14 protein-coding genes are annotated in these 18,565 nt (G+C 52.4%); 12 read left to right on the plus strand and 2 right to left on the minus strand.

Going from position 1 to position 18,565, the window contains the following annotated elements:
• Positions 1-24 precede the first annotated feature (24 nt).
• Entirely contained in the window at positions 25-2,328 is a 2,304-nt protein-coding gene (locus tag ACLHIL_RS02000; RefSeq protein WP_411296269.1) for a RelA/SpoT family protein, read from the plus strand.
• On the opposite strand, the gene ACLHIL_RS02005 is transcribed toward ACLHIL_RS02000, so the two are convergent.
• A complete protein-coding gene (locus tag ACLHIL_RS02005) occupies positions 2,276-2,794 on the minus strand; it encodes a hypothetical protein (RefSeq protein ID WP_411296270.1) in 519 nt (172 codons plus the stop codon). The two genes, ACLHIL_RS02000 and ACLHIL_RS02005, sit on opposite strands and share 53 nt — an antisense overlap.
• 127 nt (positions 2,795-2,921) lie before the next feature.
• Complete coding sequence (locus ACLHIL_RS02010; RefSeq protein ID WP_411296271.1) at positions 2,922-4,514, minus strand: DUF349 domain-containing protein; 1,593 nt, start codon at positions 4,512-4,514, stop codon at positions 2,922-2,924.
• 541 nt (positions 4,515-5,055) lie between these two features.
• On the opposite strand from ACLHIL_RS02010, the gene ACLHIL_RS02015 reads away from it, so the two are divergent.
• The 11 genes from ACLHIL_RS02015 to ACLHIL_RS02065 all read left to right on the plus strand — a co-directional run bounded on the left by ACLHIL_RS02015 (position 5,056) and on the right by ACLHIL_RS02065 (position 18,364).
• The gene (locus ACLHIL_RS02015; RefSeq protein WP_411296273.1) at positions 5,056-5,781 is read left to right on the plus strand and encodes an MBL fold metallo-hydrolase; all 726 of its coding nucleotides are present in this window, start codon (positions 5,056-5,058) and stop codon (positions 5,779-5,781) included.
• A gap of 40 nt (positions 5,782-5,821) precedes the next feature.
• A complete protein-coding gene (gene hisS / locus ACLHIL_RS02020; protein ID WP_411296275.1) occupies positions 5,822-7,159 on the plus strand; it encodes a histidine--tRNA ligase in 1,338 nt (445 codons plus the stop codon).
• Positions 7,160-7,241: 82 nt separating this feature from the next.
• Entirely contained in the window at positions 7,242-8,990 is a 1,749-nt protein-coding gene (locus ACLHIL_RS02025; protein WP_411296276.1) for a dynamin family protein, read from the plus strand.
• Between the two features lie 14 nt (positions 8,991-9,004).
• Positions 9,005-10,684, plus strand: coding sequence for a dynamin family protein (locus ACLHIL_RS02030; protein WP_411296277.1), 1,680 nt, complete (start codon positions 9,005-9,007; stop codon positions 10,682-10,684).
• Positions 10,685-10,730: 46 nt separating this feature from the next.
• Entirely contained in the window at positions 10,731-11,747 is a 1,017-nt protein-coding gene (locus ACLHIL_RS02035) for a LacI family DNA-binding transcriptional regulator (RefSeq protein ID WP_411296278.1), read from the plus strand.
• A gap of 151 nt (positions 11,748-11,898) precedes the next feature.
• The gene (locus ACLHIL_RS02040) at positions 11,899-12,645 is read left to right on the plus strand and encodes a hypothetical protein (RefSeq protein ID WP_411296279.1); all 747 of its coding nucleotides are present in this window, start codon (positions 11,899-11,901) and stop codon (positions 12,643-12,645) included.
• A 17-nt stretch (positions 12,646-12,662) separates the two neighbouring features.
• On the plus strand, positions 12,663-13,715 hold the full coding sequence (locus ACLHIL_RS02045; RefSeq protein ID WP_411296280.1) for a substrate-binding domain-containing protein: 1,053 nt from the start codon (positions 12,663-12,665) through the stop codon (positions 13,713-13,715).
• A 62-nt stretch (positions 13,716-13,777) separates the two neighbouring features.
• Positions 13,778-15,298 (plus strand): sugar ABC transporter ATP-binding protein, encoded by a 1,521-nt coding sequence (locus tag ACLHIL_RS02050; RefSeq protein ID WP_411296281.1) that lies wholly within the window; start codon positions 13,778-13,780, stop codon positions 15,296-15,298.
• Positions 15,291-16,328 (plus strand): ABC transporter permease, encoded by a 1,038-nt coding sequence (locus ACLHIL_RS02055; protein ID WP_411296283.1) that lies wholly within the window; start codon positions 15,291-15,293, stop codon positions 16,326-16,328. Before ACLHIL_RS02050 ends, ACLHIL_RS02055 begins: the two co-directional genes overlap by 8 nt.
• 20 nt (positions 16,329-16,348) lie before the next feature.
• Positions 16,349-17,329, plus strand: coding sequence for an ABC transporter permease (locus ACLHIL_RS02060; RefSeq protein ID WP_411296357.1), 981 nt, complete (start codon positions 16,349-16,351; stop codon positions 17,327-17,329).
• Positions 17,330-17,350: 21 nt separating this feature from the next.
• A complete protein-coding gene (locus ACLHIL_RS02065) occupies positions 17,351-18,364 on the plus strand; it encodes a DUF4432 family protein (protein ID WP_411296284.1) in 1,014 nt (337 codons plus the stop codon).
• Positions 18,365-18,565 lie beyond the last annotated feature (201 nt).

Consider the following 18,565-nt stretch of genomic DNA (forward strand, 5'->3'; position numbering starts at 1 on the left):
CCACAGTGGCGTATAATCCCCGTCATGGAAAACAGTTCGGTACATGATTCAGAGCCGCGCATCCGTTCGCGGTTTTCTTGGCTTGGTCGGAAGAATGAGTATCCGACGCTAGTCGAGCCTCTTATGGCAGCCATAGGAAATCGAAAGCTCGATATTCAGCGGATTTTGCGTGCGTATGATGTTGCCGAACACGCTCACGCCCATCAAAAGCGTAAGTCAGGCGAGCCCTACATTACCCATCCGGTTGCTGTGGCAACTATTTTGGCTGAGTTGGGAATGGATGAAGATACCCTTGTGGCCGCCCTGTTGCACGATACTGTGGAAGATACCAGCTATTCCCTGAAACAGCTCACTAAGGATTTTGGGCCGACAGTGGCGCTACTTGTCGATGGAGTGACGAAGCTCGATAAGGTTGAGTATGGCGACGCCGCCCAAGCGGAGACGGTACGCAAGATGGTCATCGCGATGGCCAAAGATATTCGGGTTCTTCTCATTAAGCTGGGGGATCGGCTGCATAACGCACGCACGTGGAAATACGTCGAATCTGGTTCGGCCCAGCGTAAGGCGCGCGAGACGCTAGAAATCTATGCCCCACTCGCTCATCGCCTGGGAATGAACTCGATTAAATGGGAGCTGGAGGATCGCTCTTTCAAACAGCTATACCCTGCGGTGTATTCCGAGATTGAACGCATGGTGCAAGAGCGTTCCCCGCAACGGGAGCGGTATATTGCGCAGATGAAAGCCGAGCTGGAGCGAGAGCTGGCAAATGCCAAGCTCAAGTGCACGATCTCTGGGCGCCCTAAGCATTATTACTCGATTTATCAGAAAATGATTTTACGAGGGCGCGATTTCGAGGATATCTATGATCTCATCGGCGTGCGCGTTCTCGTTGAAGAGATCCAGGATTGTTACACTGCGCTGGGTATTGCGAACTCCTTGTACGTTCCGGTTCAAGGGCGCATCAAGGATTACATTGCCTCACCAAAGTTTAATCTCTACCAGTCCATTCATACCACGGTGTTGGGCCCAGGCGGAAAGACGGTAGAAATCCAGATCCGCACCTATGAAATGCACCGTCGAGCTGAGTTCGGGGTGGCTGCGCACTGGCGTTACAAGGAAAATCCCAATGCGGTCAAAGCAAGCGAGACCTCCCAAGCGGATACGCAGTTGCAGTGGTTGCGCCAATTGGTAGATTGGCAACGCGAGACGGCAGATCCGAAAGAGTTTTTGGATTCCTTGCGCTATGAGATCTCGGGTAATCAGGTCTACGTCTTTACCCCCAAGGGTGAGGTGATGGAGCTACCATCTGGCTCCACTCCAGTTGATTTTGCTTATGCGGTGCACACCGAAGTCGGGCATCGCACGGTGGGCGCAAAAGTAAATGACGTCTTGGTTACGCTCGATCATCGCCTGCAATCGGGCGATACGGTTGAGATTATTACGACGAAGGCTGAAGATGCTGGCCCGTCTCAGGGATGGCAGGATTTCGTCGCCACCCCGCGTGCGCGTGCGAAGATCAAGTCGTGGTTCACCCGATCGCGGCGAGAGGAAGCTGTTGAACACGGCAAGGATAAGCTAGCGAAAGCTATCCGGCGGCGCAATGAGCCAGTACACCGTTTGATGTCGCACGAGACGCTCAAAGCGGTCGCTCAGGATTTCTCGCGAACGGATATTACCGATCTGTATGCGGCAATCGGAGAGGGAGCGCTGTCTGCGGAGACGATCGTTCGTCGGCTTATCTCCACACAAGGTGGGCGCCGTGGGGTAGAAGAGACGCTGGCAGAGGCGGTGACGCCGACGCGCATCCAGCATCGCCAGATTGGTTCAAGTTCTTCGGCAGTGGTTGTTTCTAATGCAGAAGACGCTGATGTATTAGTTAAACTCGCTAAATGTTGTACTCCGCTGCCGCCGGACGATATTCGTGGGTTTATCACCCGCGGCAAGGGCATATCGGTACATCGCTCAGACTGTACGAATATTAAATCCTTAGAGCGGGAGCCAGATCGTTTTATTGATATTGGCTGGGCTGATTCTGCTGAAGGCGGGGTGTTCCTCGTTCAGGTGCAAATTGATGCCTTGGATCGCAAGGGGCTGTTGGCTGATGTTACTCGGGCCCTATCCGAGCACGATATCAATATGCTGACTGGTTCGATGAAGACCTCGAATGAGCGGGTTGCTCGACTTAATTTCACATTCGAGATGGCAGATACCCATCATCTTCAGCAGGTTTTGCGCGAACTGCGCAAGATCGAGGGAGTCTATGACGCTTACCGGATCACGGGTTCGACGAATCACCCAACAAGCCGAGATCGGGTGGAAGCTGATTAAGGAGGCGTCGGACTCGACGAATACCGTGAATATGGATCTGTTCTGCGTGTTGGGTAACGTCACTGAGGCGTGCGCCAGCGCGGATAAGCAGGCATAAGTATCCCAGACCGCTTTCTTCGTCGTGAATGAGCAGATCTATTGCGGTTCGTTCTAGACAGGTAACTTGCTGACCGCCAACAGTAATGATCTCATCAGCACGCAACGTGCTTGCCGTGTGGGCAACGTGTTGCCCGGTGGCAAATGACGAGGTGTGCCATCCGGTATGTATCCATAGCGCACTATCGCGAATAAAGATGGCGCCGGGTAATCGTAATGCGAGGAGTCGTGCTCGGCCGGCTGGGGTGCGGCAAAGATCGACGCCGACGTACCCGATGTCACCGACTTCGATCATGAGCCCTTCACTAACCAGGGTGCCGGCGAGGTGCTGTGTGGAGATATCCTGCGGGCGAAGTACATGTAATGTCATGCCTCTATATCAGCATGGCTTGCAATATAGTCGAATGGAGCATACACAACTGTGGATAAGCCCTGCACTCGATCGAGTGCAGGGCTTATGGTGTATTGTTACGCCACGCCGGGTGGCAAAACGGCGCTTAGCCTTCCTGAACAGCCGACAGCCAGGTCTTGCGAGCTTGTAGCGCTTCTTCGTACTCCTTGACCTTCTTGTCGTCGCCAGCGGCTTTTGCCTCGCTGATCTGCGTCTCTAGCTCGTCGATCAGCTTTTGCAACTGGGCGGCCATACCGGCAGAGCGCTCATCCTTTTGCGGATCAGACTGATTCCATCGCTCGTTTTCGGCGTTACGAATAATAGTCTCGATCTCGCGCAACCGCCCCTCGGTGCGTGCCACGTCGGCGCGGGGGACGCGACCGATTGCATCCCATTTCTCACCAATAGCGCGGATTTGTTCCTTAGCGTAGGCAATATCGGTAACGGGAAGCAGCTTTTCGGCTTCTTCTAGCAACTCAAGTTTCTTGCTGCGGTTCGCCTCGAATTCCTCATCAAGCTGAGTGTTGTAGGCGTTACGTGTATCGTAAAAATGGTTCTGCGCTGCCGAGAAGCGGCTCCACAATGCGTCATCATCGCGCTTATGGGTGCGACCAGCAGCTTTCCACTCAGCCATGAGCTCGCGGAACTGGGCAGAGGTTGCTCCCCAATCCGTGGAATCCTGAATAGCTTCAGCGCGGGCAATGATTGCTTCTTTGCGAGCGACAATATCTTTGCGTTCGGCGTCTTTCTGTGAGAAGAACTGACGGCGGTGGCGGTCGAAGGTCGTGCGGGCGCTAGAGAAGCGCTTCCATAGGGCCTCTTCGGTGGGGCGATCAATGCGGGCGGAGTGACGCTGAGCGTACTTCCATTCGTCAAGGAGATCATTTAGCGCTGCCCGTGAGTTCTTCCAGTGCGTGCGCGCTGGATCTTGAGCCGCAATCTTCTCTGCGTTTTCCACAATCGTCGTTCGCTCTTCGATAGCTGCTGCCTTCGCGGCGGCGCGTTCAGCTTTGACTTCTTCACGGCGTTGTGCGAGCCGACCTTCTAGGGCCTTAACACGTAACCGTAATGCTTCGACATCGCCGACCACTGCGGGTTCAACGAGCTGCTTATTGAGTGACTTGATGGAGGAGGCGATTTCGTCGGGGGAGACGTTATTGACTCGAGATTCCAAAAGCGTCACATGGTTTTCTAGATCAAGGTAGCGGCGGACGTATAGACCGAGGGCGTCCTTTTCTGTGCCATCGACTGCGTATTGCCCGACGATACGTTCGCCGTCCGATCCTGAGGAACGCAACCAGACGTTGCCTTCGTCGTCAACGCGCCCCCATTTTGCGGCGGCTGCGGCAGCTGCGTCATCAACTTCTGGAACTGGTGCCGCAACTCGGCTTGATTTTGGTGGAGTTGCAGCAGCGGTTTCCGGTTTTGCGGCCGCTGCCGTGGAATCAGTTTCCGGAGCGGAATCGGTTGTTTCGTCACTGCCTGGCACAGTTGCCGGTGAATGTGGTGCTGATTCAGTGTCAGATGGGGCTGAATCAGATGGCGTCGTTGCCTGTGGTTGTGCCGCTGGAACAGGAGCGGATTGTGTTTCTTGTGCGGTTACCTGCGGAGACTCGACCGATTCAGGGGCAGTTGTTTGGGATTCCGGCCGTTCTTCCGGGATCGGTGGTGTCGTAATGTCGTTATGTGATTCGGTCATGAGATTCTCCTCGATAGACGGGGTTGGCGGATGCCACACCGTTCGCGTGCGTCCAATGGGTAGTCTACTTGCTTGTTGCGCGTGTGTCTTATTTTCCACATCGTCTATCCGTCTTTTTATGTTAAATGTATGTTATTTGATATTTATGCGAGCCGAGGCGCGATGAAAATGCGATGAAAACTGCTAGCACAGAGAAAATAGACGGCTGCTAACCTAACCGTAACCTGATAAAGGGATCGCCAGAATAGATGAGCTACACGCGAATTAGTGGCATTGCCATCGGAACTGTGGCTTTTATCCAGCGCCTCGCGATAGAGCCAGAATTTTCGTAACACAGCCAGAAGATCCGCGCGTACCGGCAGCGTGCAGGCCATAACTATCCCGCGTCGATAAGAGTATTAAGCGCAGCAAAGCGAAGCGCACGCAGCCGCGTTACAAAACAACCAGTACGTCTCCTGTTTATCCTGCGCTCTCCATGTAAGTATGCGCTGTAAGCTTGCTGGACTGCATGCAGTGCAATAGCTGCGGTATTGTCACACTTATGATTCTTATTAGCTATGATCGGACGTTCTACCAAGCGAATTGCTATATCATCGCCGACGAGAAAAGCCGCGAAGCGCTCGTTGTCGATCCAGGTGCTGGCTCGCACCTGTGGGTTGCCCAGTCACTGGCAGAGCACGATCTGCACCTCGGCGCGGTCCTCCTAACACATGGGCATGCCGATCATGTGTATGACGTGGCAACCGTAGCAGGTGAGGCACCAGTGTATATACCGGCACCAGATATGTATCGGATGGACGATCCTACAGCCAGTATGCCACCGGATCCCAGTCGCGATTTAGTGTTGCAGCGCATAGGGGCTGGGCCGTGGCGCAAACCGATCAACTTGCACGAAATCCCCGCTCAGATGTTCACGTCATCTTACGAACTCGTGCCGGGTATCCCTATGCGGGCGCTCCCTGCACCGGGTCATACGGAAGGATCAAGCGTCTTTCTGTTTAATGGTCAGCTCACAGAGAATCCGGAATGCCCCCTTGACATTACGGGCCGCACAGAGCCGATTATGCTCAGCGGTGATGTCATCTTCCGCAATGGGATCGGCCGTACTGATTTGCCTGGTTCGGATCCGTTACAAATGATGGCCTCGTTGCGACTTTTGGTGCAGGTCATTAAGCCGGAAACCTATATTTTGCCGGGGCATGGCCCGTCAACAACGATGTTCCATGAAGTGCGATACTCGCCATATCTGCATGAAGCGATGAGCTGAGGATTAAGTACCACGAGCAAAGGCATGAAACAATAACACCATGGCAAAAATCGCACCTCTTTCTGGATTCCCGGAATGGCTTCCAGCCGATCGGATAATCGAGCAACACTTTCTCGACGTTTTGCGACGTACCTTTGAATGTCACGGCTTTAGCAGCATTGAAACCCGTGCTGTTGAACCAGTTGAGCAGCTACTTTCCAAAGGCGAGACGTCCAAAGAGATCTATCTGTTGCGTCGTTTGCAAGATGTCTCTGGCGCTGACTCACAGTTAGGCTTGCACTTCGATTTGACGGTGCCACTGGCGCGTTACGTATTAGAAAACGCTGGAAAACTCTCGTTCCCTTTTCGTCGGTACCAAATTCAAAAGGTGTGGCGCGGCGAACGCCCACAAGATGGTCGCTTCCGCGAATTTATCCAAGCAGATGTTGACGTCGTTGGTAGTGAGGAATTGGCGTTCCATCACGAAATTGAGCTGCCACTTGTCATGGTAGATGCGATGTCAAAATTGCCGATTCCGCGTATTCAGATTCATGCGTCGAACCGGAAAGTTGCACAAGGCTTCTACGAAGCTGTGGGCATTAACGATATTGAACAAACCCTGCGGGTGATGGATAAGCTCGACAAAGTTGGGCCCAAAGCTGTAGTTGAGATGCTGAATGAAAGCGTGGGGGCGACGGAAGAGCAAGCCCAGGCGGCGCTGAGCCTGGCGAATATTTGCGCCTCGGATGCCTCTTTTGCCGATGAGGTATTAGCCTTGGGCTATCGCAGCGAACTACTCGATACCGGCCTAAATGAGCTGGTGGCACTGGTGGAAGGGGCAAATGATTTAATCCCTGGCAGCCTGGTGGCGAATCTGCGCATTGCGCGAGGCTTGGATTACTACACCGGCTCCGTGTATGAATCCGTCTTTTCTGGGCATGAGGATCTCGGATCGGTATGTTCGGGTGGGCGATATGATTCGCTCGTCAGCGACGGCAAGAAGACCTATCCCGGAGTGGGCTTGTCGATCGGGGTTTCACGGTTGCTCGCTCGAGTGATCGGGGCTGGAATGGTGGCACCAACTCGGTGCGTTCCCACTGCGGTACTGGTCGCCGTCAACAGCGAAGAACAACGCCACGACGCACAGCGCACCGCCCAGGCCTTGCGTGCTCGCGGAATCCCCACAGAGGTATCTCCGAATAGCCAAAAGTTCGGTAAACAGATCCGTTACGCCGACCGGCGCGGAATCCCATACGTATGGTTCAGCACTGACGAGGGAGATCACGTCAAAGATATTCGTTCTGGTGAGCAAATGGCAGCCGATGCGCACACCTGGATGCCGCAGAGCGACGATCTGAGAGTCACTATTCTCCCAGTTCAACCCGATGTGGCCAAATAGTTTTCGGAACTAAGGCGATCATCTGAGGAGGGTGGTGCGGCAAGAATACGCATCGCCACGCTTGGGATACATGGAGGCAAATATGGAGAATAGCCCTCGCATTGCGCAAAGTGATATTGGGCCGAGGCTTCCCGTCTTTCGGCAAAAATTAGAGATGCTGCGTTTCCCCTTTGGTAATAGTGATGATTCGCAGCAGCGGCAAGCTGAGATGATTCATCAGCTCGACGATTACGTCATTCCGAGATATGCCTCTTTGGAAGCGCCATTATTAGCAGTATTTGGCGGGTCCACCGGCTCAGGAAAATCAACGTTAGTGAATTCAATTCTTGGGCAGACGGTTGCGCAGGCTTCAGCGATTCGCCCAACGACTCGTCGGCCCATCCTGGTCCACCATCCACAGGACGCCTCCTGGTTCACCTCACAACGAATTTTCCCGACTCTGGCTCGGGTCTCGGCGCACGGGAGCTACGGGCACAAGCCTGATGATGCTGCTAAGCGCGATCCCAGTGAACACGAGGAGCTGGAAGTATGCCCCTCACCTGCGATGCCGCAGGGCTTAGCAGTAGTTGATTCTCCGGATATTGATTCTGTAGTTGTGGAGAATCGGCAACTCGCTGGGCAGTTGCTGGCAGCGGCTGACCTATGGGTATTCGTTACCACGGCAGCGCGGTATGCCGACGCGATCCCGTGGGCGGTTCTTGATGACGCAGTTAATCGTCATGTTGTTATCGCAGTGGTGCTTAATCGGGTACCGACGGAATCTGCCGAACAGGTGCATAGTGATCTGCAGCGAATGTTAGCGGAGCGCGGATTGCGGGAGGTGCCATTGTTCATGGTCTATGAGCAGCCCCTTGATGGGCGGCAGATGTTGCCAGACTCTGCGGTGGAGCCGATTCGCTCATGGCTTGGTGGATTGGCGGCAGATGCCCAAAAGCGGGCTGCGGTCGCACGGCAAACCTTATATGGGACGGTGGATTCGCTTATCACCTCTGCACATCACCTTAGCGCGGCATATCGTGAACAAATTGCTGGGATGGAGGCGATGCGTGGCGAGGTGGATTCGGCTTTTCGGGCAGCTCGGGAGCAGATATCCGCGGAAGTATCTGACGGGTCAATGTTGCGTGGGGAGGTGCTCTCGCGATGGCAGGATGTCGTCGGGACGGGAGAATGGGCACGTAAACTCGAAAAGGGGGTATCGCGCCTACGGGATAAGATGACCGGATTTTTCCGTGCCAAAGTGGATACTGCGCCGCTGGAAGTGGCAATTGAGGATAATCTTCATAGCCTTATCCTGGCTCATACTCATGCGGCGCATACCCGCCTTACACAGAGCTGGAATCATGGCGTTCCGGCTGAGATTGCCCGAGATGTAGCACGTGATTTGCCGGATGAAGCTCAACGGCGTGAGCGGAGCGAGCAGTTAGTTCGTCAGTGGCAAGAGAGCTTGATCCAGATGATCCGCGCGGAAGGTCAAGGGAAGAAATTTACGGCAAGAGCGCTTGCCTTTTCAGTCAATGCAATCGGCGTGGCACTTATTATTGTCGTCTTTGCTTCCACAGGCGGGCTTGTGGGCGGAGAAATCGCAGTTGCTGGCGGAACGGCCGTGGTGGCGCAACGGGTACTTGAAGCCGTTTTTGGCGATGACGCTGTTCGTCGGATGGCTCGGGCAGCTCGCGCGAATCTCGATGAGCGTGTTGCCCAGTTCCTCGATCAGGAATCCGAACCCTACCTGCGGGCTATTGCAAAGCTGGCAGTAAATACGCAGATCAGTGCGGAATTTGAACAAGCAGTGCGCGATTTGGCGTGCGCACGGGCGGAGCAACGGGCATAAACAGAGGCAAAACAATGAGTGCGCAGGAGATAATGCTTACTGAGCCACAGAAGCTGGATCAGCTTATCGAGCTTGTGGATGATCGGTTACCGGATGTTTCACGCCAGCTTCACGCAACGCTACACAAGGGGCAAAAGCGTAAACAGTTTGGTGATGACGTCACCGTCGTCGCGTTAGCCGGCGGAACTGGCGCTGGGAAATCCTCGCTCTTTAATGCTCTCCTTGGAGCTGATATTGCTCGAACGAGCCCACTTCGTCCCACCACATCTCGGGCTTTGGCGGTCAGTAACGTCGATGCAGGGCCGCTGCTGCAATGGTTGGGCATTTCGGAGCGCCATCTAATTGCTCGCCATTCACGTCATATTGGCGAGACAGATTCGGCAACCGAGGCGTCAGCTTCGCATGAGGATTTTCGTTCCGCAGCACTCAACGCTGACTTTCGGGCTGCGCCGCCGCTCGTTCTTATTGATTTGCCAGATGTAGATTCCCATGAGTTAGCAAATCGCGAGATCGCGGCCCGTTTGGCGGCATGTGTGGATGTGGTGGTATGGGTTCTTGATCCGCAAAAATATGCCGATGCGGTGATCCACGAGGAGTATCTCTCTCAGCTCAGTGAGCATGCAGAAGTGACCCTGGCTGTGCTTAACCATATTGATCGTTTGTCAGCGTCGACTCGCGAGCAAGTGCTCGGTGATGCACGTCGGCTATTGAAAGCTGACGGAATGGATATTAATATCCTGGGGACCTCGGCGATTAGTGGAGAAGGCGTTAGTGAACTGCGAGCCCAGATATATGAGCTAGCGGCTGGGCAATGGGCGGCTCGAGAACGGCGAAATGCGGATATTAGAGCTGCGGCGCGGGCAGCCCTGGGGGAGATACGAGCTAGTGGTGGAGTTAATCCACGCGATGTCGCGGTGGATCTTGCTCCAGTTGCCCGCTCGTGGGCGCAGGCCTGTGGGGCTGAGGTGGTTGCCCAAGCGGCTGGCGATTCCTATTATCAGCGAGCATGCCGCAATACTGGCTGGCCAGTGACGCGCTGGCTGGCACGACGCAAAATAAATCCGTTACATCGCTTGCGGATAGTGGGGAACGATTCGCAAGCGGTCGCGCCGGTGACTGGGGTGCGGCACTGGGTTTCTCCAGCTCAGCAGGTGCATGCAGATAATCAACTCCATGAGTATATTGCTCAGTCAGTGGCAGGTTTGCCGAAAACGTGGCGAGCGTGGGTGCATACTAAAGCAGATCGGGGGAGAGAATCTTTTATTGCAGATACGGATTCGGTGATTGTGCATAGCGATGTGGAATATCGGCGTCGGCCTGTTTGGTGGACGCTAGTTAATCTCATGCAATGCGTGGCTTTGCTGTGTGTACTTATTGGAGCTGGATGGCTGATATTGCGCATGTTTGCCGATACGTTGCAGTTACGTTTGGGGCAGGTGCCAGGATGGGGAATATTCCCGCTGCCCACTGTGCTGCTGATCGGGGGATTGCTTCTGGGGTGGGGCCTGGCGCTGGTAGGTCGAGTGCTTGCGGCTCGGGGGCGAAAACGGACCATTGATCGGGTGCGCCGACGGCTAGAGGCGGCAATTGGAGAACAGGTCTACCGCCACATCTCGGTTCCGGTGCGAGAAGAGCTGGAATGCTACGCGCAGATTTACCAGACGCTTGGCCAACTAACGAAGTATGGGCGGTAAAGTACTGTTCTAGTTCGAGTGTGACGATAGAGATAGGGAGAATCTTGTGGTGCAACGACGAGATGCAGTTGGTGTTCGCGAAGTTGCACGCCATGCGGGTGTTTCCATTGGAACGGTATCGAATGTGCTGAATCGCCCTGAAAAAGTTGGGAAGATGACGCGGCGCATAGTGCAAAACGCGATGAATGAGTTGGGTTTTGTGCCGTTGCGGGCTGCGGGTCAGTTACGCGGAGGCAGCTCGGGGCTGATTGGGGTTATCGTTCCTGACGTAGGCAATATGTATTGGGCTTCGGTTTTACGAGGAATTGAGGCCACAATCGACGCCCAGGGGCTTACTATGATCGTTGCCTCAACGCGTCAAAGTAAATTTCGGCAAAGAGAGCAGTTGCGTTCCATGCAATCTCAGGGGGTTGACGGTCTTATTGTTGCTCCGATTGCAGAGCAGAAAGATGAGTGGAGCTACTTTCAACGTAAAACAAAGTTTGGTCTGATTTTGGTTTCGGCGATGGCAGATAAGGACATCGCTTCTGTGCGAACGAATGATTTGCGAGGTGCGCAGATCGGTATTCAACATCTGCTTGATATGGGGCATCGGCATATCGCTTTTATTAATGGTCCGCATTTTGTGCCCTGGTGTTTGGAACGTTACCAGGGAGCCTATAAAGCGATTGTTGATAGTGGCTATGAAAACGAGATTAGTTTTTCTGAAGTCCTTGTCGAGGATCTCACGATGGATGAGGGAGCACAGGCGGCATCTAGGGTTTTTGACGAGGGCATAGCGACGGCCATTATGTGTGCCAATGACATGTTGGCTTTAGGTGTTATTAAAGCCGCTAAAGAGAAGGGGATTGCGATACCGGAGTCAGTATCGGTTGTTGGCTACGATGATTCGGAATTTTCTGCTCTCGTCGATCCGCCATTGACAACGATTCGTCAGCCTTCGTTTCAACTGGGGGTAGAAGCGGCGCAGCTTCTCCTGCAGGAGCGCGAACAGGGAGATATTCCCAGCGTGGTTTTTGAACCAGAATTGATTGATCGACTTTCTACTTCTGCGGTGGGCTAAGAAACTTTATTGCCATAGCTTTGCATTAATTGCGTTAAAACGCTTGCACGAAAAATATGGCGTGGTAATATTCATCACAAGAATGAACCGGTTCAATGAAGAGCGGGGGAATTCGTATAAGAGGTGCACATGCAAGATTCGTGGAGGAATAATGCGAGATTATGTGACGCGTCGTGAATATGAGGATTGGATTCGAGATGCTGCTGCCTTGGCCCGCGCACTGCGGTATCCGATACATCCTTCGATGGTGAATGACAGCGCGGGAATCGTCTATGGCCCCAGCCAATATGCTGCTTTCGAGTCTGGATTATGGTCTGGTGTCCCATACGAAATAATGATTATTTTTGAAGCGCTCAATGAGGCAGCAGTTGATGGACTGCCTGCATCGGCCGAGGCGTATGCGCCGTACTCTGGGCTGTGCGACAAACTCATGATCCTACATCCAGGAAAGTTCTGCCCGCCGCACTATCACCTGTATAAAACCGAATGTTATGAGGTGGTCATGGGGCAGATGGACGTCTTTTACTGTGATACTCCGGTAGATACAGGAGAACAGACCCTTTCCTTTGAACACATGCCCCCAGGGGATCGCTGGCCAACAGATGTTGCGCTACCGCAGGGGCGCGAAGCGAGCTACGAACGATTGACGAATTTTGTTCGCCTGGAGGCGGCAGATCCGAAGTTCGTGCTACATCGCCAGCATCTGCATGCGTTCCGTTGCCCTCAGGATGCTTCGGTGCCCCTTGTTGTTCGAGAGATCTCGACATACAGCCATGAGCCTACTGAAGCGGCAAAAGATAAGCCAGTGCCATTTGATGGATGGCGTCAACTTCATGACAACTATTTTCTCGATCCTGAGGCACATTCAGGACGTTTAGTAGCAAATATTCGTCATTAATTTTATGGATGGTAGCGATGAAAAATCTTAAAATTGTTCGGTTATGCGCTGTGATCGGGGCAGCTTGCCTTGCGCTTGTCGGGTGTGCAAGTGGCGCTGATGATAGCCCTGGAGCTAAGGGCGCTTCTAACGGTGGAACGAGCTCAAGCTATGAGCGGATCCAATTTGATAAAAAGGAACCGCTGCGGATTGGATACTCTGTTTATGACCTGCAAAATCCATATTGGCAGTCATATTCTGCAGGCGTTCAAGCCGCGGCGAAAGAAAAAGGCGTTGAAGCGGTTATCGTCGATCAGAAGTCAGATCAATCAGCCCAGGTTTCTGGCAGTCTAGATCTGGTCAATCAGGGGGTATCTGCCCTGGTCATCACGCCGGTTCAACCAGATGCGCTTCCGGCCTCTATTGACGCGGCCCATGCGGCAAAAATTCCAGTTATCGTTGCCGATATTGGCGCAGTTGGAGACTACGATGCTTACTTACTTTCCAATAATTACGAAGGCGGAGTTGTTGCTGCGAAGTACCTTATGGAGCAGCTTGCCTCGGTAGAAGGCAAACATAAAGTTGGAGTCATTGAACTACACCCCGGCTCTGTTGTTGGTGAGCAGCGCGTCGCCGGTTTTAAAGAAACATTAGCGGGCAATGACGCCTTTGAAGTCGTCGCTTCCTTAGATGGCAATGATACGGTTGATGGCGGTTTTAGCGCAGCCCAAGATATGTTGTCAGCTAATCCGGATTTGGCGGCTATCTATGCGGCTAATGACGATTCCGCGATAGGTGCGCAACGGGCGTTAGAAACTGCGAAGAAATCGACGGCTAATGGATTTGTGTTAATTGGGTTCGATGGTTCGAAAGGGGCATTGGATCTCATCCAAAAAGGCCTTATGACGGCCACAATCGCGCAAGATCCCTATGGGCAAGGTCGTAAAGCTGTTGAGATTGCCCTGGATTTCCTCGCTGGTAAATCTCCGGCTTATGACGACGAAGCGCAACGGACAATTTATTTCCCCGTTGAGCTTGTTGATTCGAAGAATATTGCACAGTTCCAGGCCTCTAGAGCAGAGCAAAAATAGCTTCTAAAACGAGCGGTGGGTAGAGGTTTTAATATCCTCTACCCACCAAGAAAGAGCTGAAAATGGAGTATCTACTCGAAACTGAAGATCTCGTTCAAGAATATCCTGGCGTTAAAGCCCTCAAAGGTGTGTCGCTTGCCATCCGACCTGGTGAAATTAGAGCTCTCGTGGGAGAAAATGGTGCCGGTAAAAGTACCTTGATCCGAATCATCGCCGGGATTGAGCGTCCAGTCTCCGGACGAGTGCGAATTCGTGGTGTGGAAAAGAGATTTCGTAACTCCTTGGAATCGCAAAATGCAGGTGTTGCCGTCGTCAGTCAGGAATTCCGTCTGGTTCCAGAGTTAACTGTGGCAGACAATATCTTGCTCGGACACGAGCTAAGTCGCTGTGGTTTTGTGTCGAAAACACGGACGAAAGCCGTTGTTGAAAGAGTTCTTGCGGAATTAGGCGTGGATATTTCGCCGTATGCGTCAGTTTCGTCGTTAACGATGGCAGATAGACAGCTTGTTGAAATTGCTCGAGCGCTATCAATGGACTTTGACGTACTCATTATGGATGAGCCGACGGCAGCGTTACATGATGCAGAAGTAGAACGCTTACATGCGATGGTACGAAAGCTTCGCGATAGTGGAAAAGCGATCGTATATGTATCGCATCGGTTAGATGAAATCTTTTCCCTATGCGATAACGTGACGGTATTGCGTGATGGGCGGCATATCGTCACACAAGAGATTGCACAAATAACTGAAGAAAAATTAGTGGAGCATATGCTTGGCAAGAAACCGATGCATTATGTTCGCAGTACCGATAAAACGGGGGATGATCCGGTTTTATTGCAGTTAGATCAGGTAAAAGTTCCGGGGCTATACGAAGCATTAAATATGCAGGTGCGTCGCGGAGAGGTACTGGGTATTGCCGGATTAGTTGGATCAGGGCGAGGCGAGCTTGTTCGCGCACTCTTTGGTGAACGCCCCATTCTCAGCGGAAAACTCAGCATTGATGGGCAGACGCAAAACATATTGTCAAATTATGATGCGCTTGCAAGCGGAATTTTTATGCTCCCCGAGGAGCGCAAAACGCAGGGCATTATTACGCATCTTGATGTCCGAGAAAACATGATGTTATCTCGAAAGCGCCGAAATCTCCCACGAGGATCCCGAATACTGCCATCGAAAACTGAAGAAAATACTCGATTTAACGAGTTGCGTGAGCGGATGAATATCCGCGTCAGTTCAGGAAAACAGCTCATTGGTCAGCTATCAGGAGGTAACCAACAAAAAGTCTTGCTAGGTCGGGCGATGCTATCTGGGTGTCAGATTCTCATTTTGAACGAGCCCACTAGAGGTGTAGATGTCGGAGCCAAAGCAGAGATTTATGAATTGATTTGGGCGCTTGCCCGCAGTGGCGTTTGCGTTCTTATCTCAAGCTCGGATGCAAGTGAGCTTGCGGCAGTGGCACAGCGCTGTCTGGTCTTTTTCGCGGGGCGTTGCGTGGCGGAATTGAGCGGTACATCAGTGAACGAAGAAGCAATTATCGCCGCATGCGTGGGGCAGAGTTTAGAAAGCAGTACTGACGATGAATGAGACTAAAGAACAGGTAATACTCGACGCGGCTCAATCTCAAAGGCGAGATTCCATCCGTCGTTTTCGTCGGGCTGAGCGTGCTCGCAGTATTCTTCAAAACGCCGGAATCGGTATCCCGTTTGTGTTGATATTCGCTTTGTGTTTTATTGCCGTCCCCAACTTCTCCTCTAAAGCTAATCTCACCAACTTAGTTGTGAATTCCGGAATTCTTGCTCTTGTTGGTTTTGGGATGACGATTATCATTGCTATGCGAGGAATCGATCTATCTGTCGGTTCGGCTCAAGCGCTGATCGCATGCTCGGTTGCGCTGGCTGTCAACGAGGCAGGATTCGTCCTGGGCGGCCTCATCGGTCTAGGTATTGGCCTGGTATTAGGAATTTTTAATGGGCTAATTATTACGGCGTTGAAAGTTCCTGACTTTATTGCAACCTTAAGCACGATGAGCATTTTCCGGGGAGCAGTGCTGCTCCTTACTGCTGGAGCTCCCATCATGATCGAATCTCAGTCCTTCCGAAACTTTGCTCCCTCACACCTGCTCTTCCTCCCACAGCCCTTCGTCGTTGCTGTGCTTGCCGGAGCAGCGGCATGGCTTATCATGAACGACACTTCCTTTGGGAAACATATCGTCGCGGTAGGGACGAATCCCTCAGCAGCTAAAGATAATGGAATATCAGTAAAGAAGGTCATCGTCTGCGGATACGCTCTGGCAGGGATCTTTTCTGGGATCGCAGGAATTCTGATAGCGAGCCAGCTCGGCGTCGTTAACGGTTCAATATCTACCGGGCTGGAATTGCAGACAATTGCTATTGTTGTGCTCGGTGGTACCTCAATGGTTGGAGGGCGACCTCGGATGCTCGGCACCTTTGTCGCTGCCGTGCTCCTATCCACCATAAATTCTGGATTAAATCTTCTTAATGTTCCCTCTTTTTACCAGTATGTTGCGCTGGGAGCACTGCTCATTTTTGCTTTGGGTGTTGATAGTGCGCAGCGCGCAGCGGTGAAAAAACTTTTATACGGAAGGGGAAAGTAATGGATAATCGCAGCGCAAGCATGCCGTCATCGTATTGGACCCGAGCGAGAGATCTTTTATTTTCGCGATACGGCAAGCGTCTGTACCTACCGTTGGGGCTTGTCGCAGCGGGTATATGCATTGGGATTTTTCGTCCAGCCTTTTGGACAGCCGGTAATATTAATAACGTTCTCGTTAGCGCAGCCTTTTCCGGGATTTGCGCATGTGGCATGACGATTCTCATCACTGCTGGGTTAATTGATTTATCCGTTGCCGGAGTTATTGCAATCAGTGCGATAACGATGGCATACATCCTTCCGAAATCCACAGTAGGGCTAGCAATGACGGTGGCTTTACTCATTGGTCTTAGCCTCGGTCTGGTGAACGGTTTTGTCGTTGCCATTATGAAAATTCCACCATTTATTGGGACGCTAGGGACGTTATATCTCTTTCTTGGCGCAGCATTCATTCTCACCCATGGGCGGGTTGTCGCCATTCCCTCAAAGAATTTCCGTAGGTTAACGACAGGCGCTGTAGGGCCAATACCGATGAGCTTTATCGTTTTTCTGATATTCGCATTATTCTGCGGCTGGTTACTGCACTGCACATATTTTGGGCGGCATATCCGAGCAATCGGCTCTAATGAAGAGGCAAGCCGGTTGGCTGGAATCCCTATCACTCGCACAAAAATTCTGGCTTTTATGCTCTCCGGTATTGGTTTTTCGATAGCGGCAATCTTTATTGCCGGTCGGTTAGCGTCAGCGGAAGGCAATATGTCAATTGGGTTTGAGATGAGTGTTATTGCTGCCGTGGTGGTTGGTGGGACCTCCATGCGTGGCGGGGAAGGAACTTTGCTGGGCACTGTATTTGGTACGTTACTCTTTGCGGTACTGTCCAATGCGCTCAATCTCTTCGGTGTGGGCTCATACTGGCAGTACGTCCTACTCGGAGTGGTTCTCATCTGTGCGATTGCTGCTGGAAACCTCCGTATTAGTGATGTGGCAGTGCGGGGAGACGAATAATATGGCTGAGGATCATCAGCGGTGGGGCGGCAGGCAATGAATTCTGCTGGTTTTATTGACGTTCGGCAAATCAGTATCCGCGAAGTAGTAGAAGCGCATGGCCCAGCAGGTGGGAATCGATGGCTAGAAATTCGTAATCCTCGTGGAATCAGCGCGGATATTAACTTAGACGGTGGAGGCGATATTGGATGGGCTCAAGCAGGGGACATTCCGTTATCGTGGCAAAACATGGGAGGTCATTACGCCTCAGCGCGGCGCAGCTCCATTAAAAGCCGCTGGAAAGATACATTCGGTGGCGGGCTACTAGCCACCTGTGGACTACGATCCATCGGAATGCCATCAGAGGTAGATGGTGTGGAATATGGGTTGCATGGGAACATATCAATGATTCCGGTCCGTTCCTACCAGGTCATTTCTCCGCAGGGATTTGCCAGTGAGACAGATAAAATCGTTATTCATGCACAGATCGTGGATGCTCCATTAGGTGAGGTCCCTTTGGGCATGACGCGAGTGCTGGAATTTGACGTCATGCGACCGGTGCTAACAATCCACGATCACATTGTTAATCTGGGAACGTCACCCACCCATATCATGTTCCGTCACCATATAAATATTGGCCAACCGCTTATCAACAATGGAACTCAGCTATCGGGCTCGCTGCCATTCCTAGGGTGGCGAGACGAAAATGACGATAGCGGCGATCTGCCCAGGGCGTTAACTATGAGCCATTATCCGGAAGAAGAGACGGTGGGATACTACGGGAGATATGGCGCAGATGGCACATTAATGCCAATCAGTGTTAGCCGCAGGGGAGTGGGAGAGCTGATCGTGGAGCCGCTCTCAGCTAACTGGCGATACCTATTGCTGTGGCGTGATCCGAATGTCTCGGTAAATGTGCTCGGAGTAGAGCCCTCTACCGCGCGCGATGGAGGGCGCCGACAGGCAATGCATGACCAGGAATTAATGGTTATTGAACCTGGAGACGTAAAGGATTTCAAGACGAAAATTAGATACCATCAGTCGGATGAGAGGTAACCCGTATCGCATTGTGTTATGTGCGCGCTCGCAATGCCGTATCGCTAAACAGCTTAGGACAGTTCCGTTTAGCCTCATGTTTTCGCGGAAAACTCAAAGTTATGTGGCTAATGTGCATAGCGCACCATCCGCATCTGGCTGTTTAGGTGCGCTCCAATGCTCAAAATGCCAGCGGGTAACAACACTTAGGTGAGGCGGGGT

The organism is Trueperella sp. LYQ143 (genome assembly GCF_046599595.1).
Lineage (GTDB): Bacteria > Actinomycetota > Actinomycetes > Actinomycetales > Actinomycetaceae > Trueperella.

Bases quoted from the DNA above. Each gene is read 5' to 3' on its own strand.
- ACLHIL_RS02000 (WP_411296269.1), top strand. From the start codon at position 25: ATGGAAAACAGTTCGGTACATGATTCAGAGCCGCGCATCCGTTCGCGG.
- ACLHIL_RS02005 (WP_411296270.1), bottom strand. From the start codon at position 2,794: ATGACATTACATGTACTTCGCCCGCAGGATATCTCCACACAGCACCTC.
- ACLHIL_RS02010 (WP_411296271.1), bottom strand. From the start codon at position 4,514: ATGACCGAATCACATAACGACATTACGACACCACCGATCCCGGAAGAA.
- ACLHIL_RS02015 (WP_411296273.1), top strand. From the start codon at position 5,056: ATGATTCTTATTAGCTATGATCGGACGTTCTACCAAGCGAATTGCTAT.
- hisS (WP_411296275.1), top strand. From the start codon at position 5,822: ATGGCAAAAATCGCACCTCTTTCTGGATTCCCGGAATGGCTTCCAGCC.
- ACLHIL_RS02025 (WP_411296276.1), top strand. From the start codon at position 7,242: ATGGAGAATAGCCCTCGCATTGCGCAAAGTGATATTGGGCCGAGGCTT.
- ACLHIL_RS02030 (WP_411296277.1), top strand. From the start codon at position 9,005: ATGAGTGCGCAGGAGATAATGCTTACTGAGCCACAGAAGCTGGATCAG.
- ACLHIL_RS02040 (WP_411296279.1), top strand. From the start codon at position 11,899: ATGCGAGATTATGTGACGCGTCGTGAATATGAGGATTGGATTCGAGAT.
- ACLHIL_RS02045 (WP_411296280.1), top strand. From the start codon at position 12,663: ATGAAAAATCTTAAAATTGTTCGGTTATGCGCTGTGATCGGGGCAGCT.
- ACLHIL_RS02050 (WP_411296281.1), top strand. From the start codon at position 13,778: ATGGAGTATCTACTCGAAACTGAAGATCTCGTTCAAGAATATCCTGGC.
- ACLHIL_RS02055 (WP_411296283.1), top strand. From the start codon at position 15,291: ATGAATGAGACTAAAGAACAGGTAATACTCGACGCGGCTCAATCTCAA.
- ACLHIL_RS02060 (WP_411296357.1), top strand. From the start codon at position 16,349: ATGCCGTCATCGTATTGGACCCGAGCGAGAGATCTTTTATTTTCGCGA.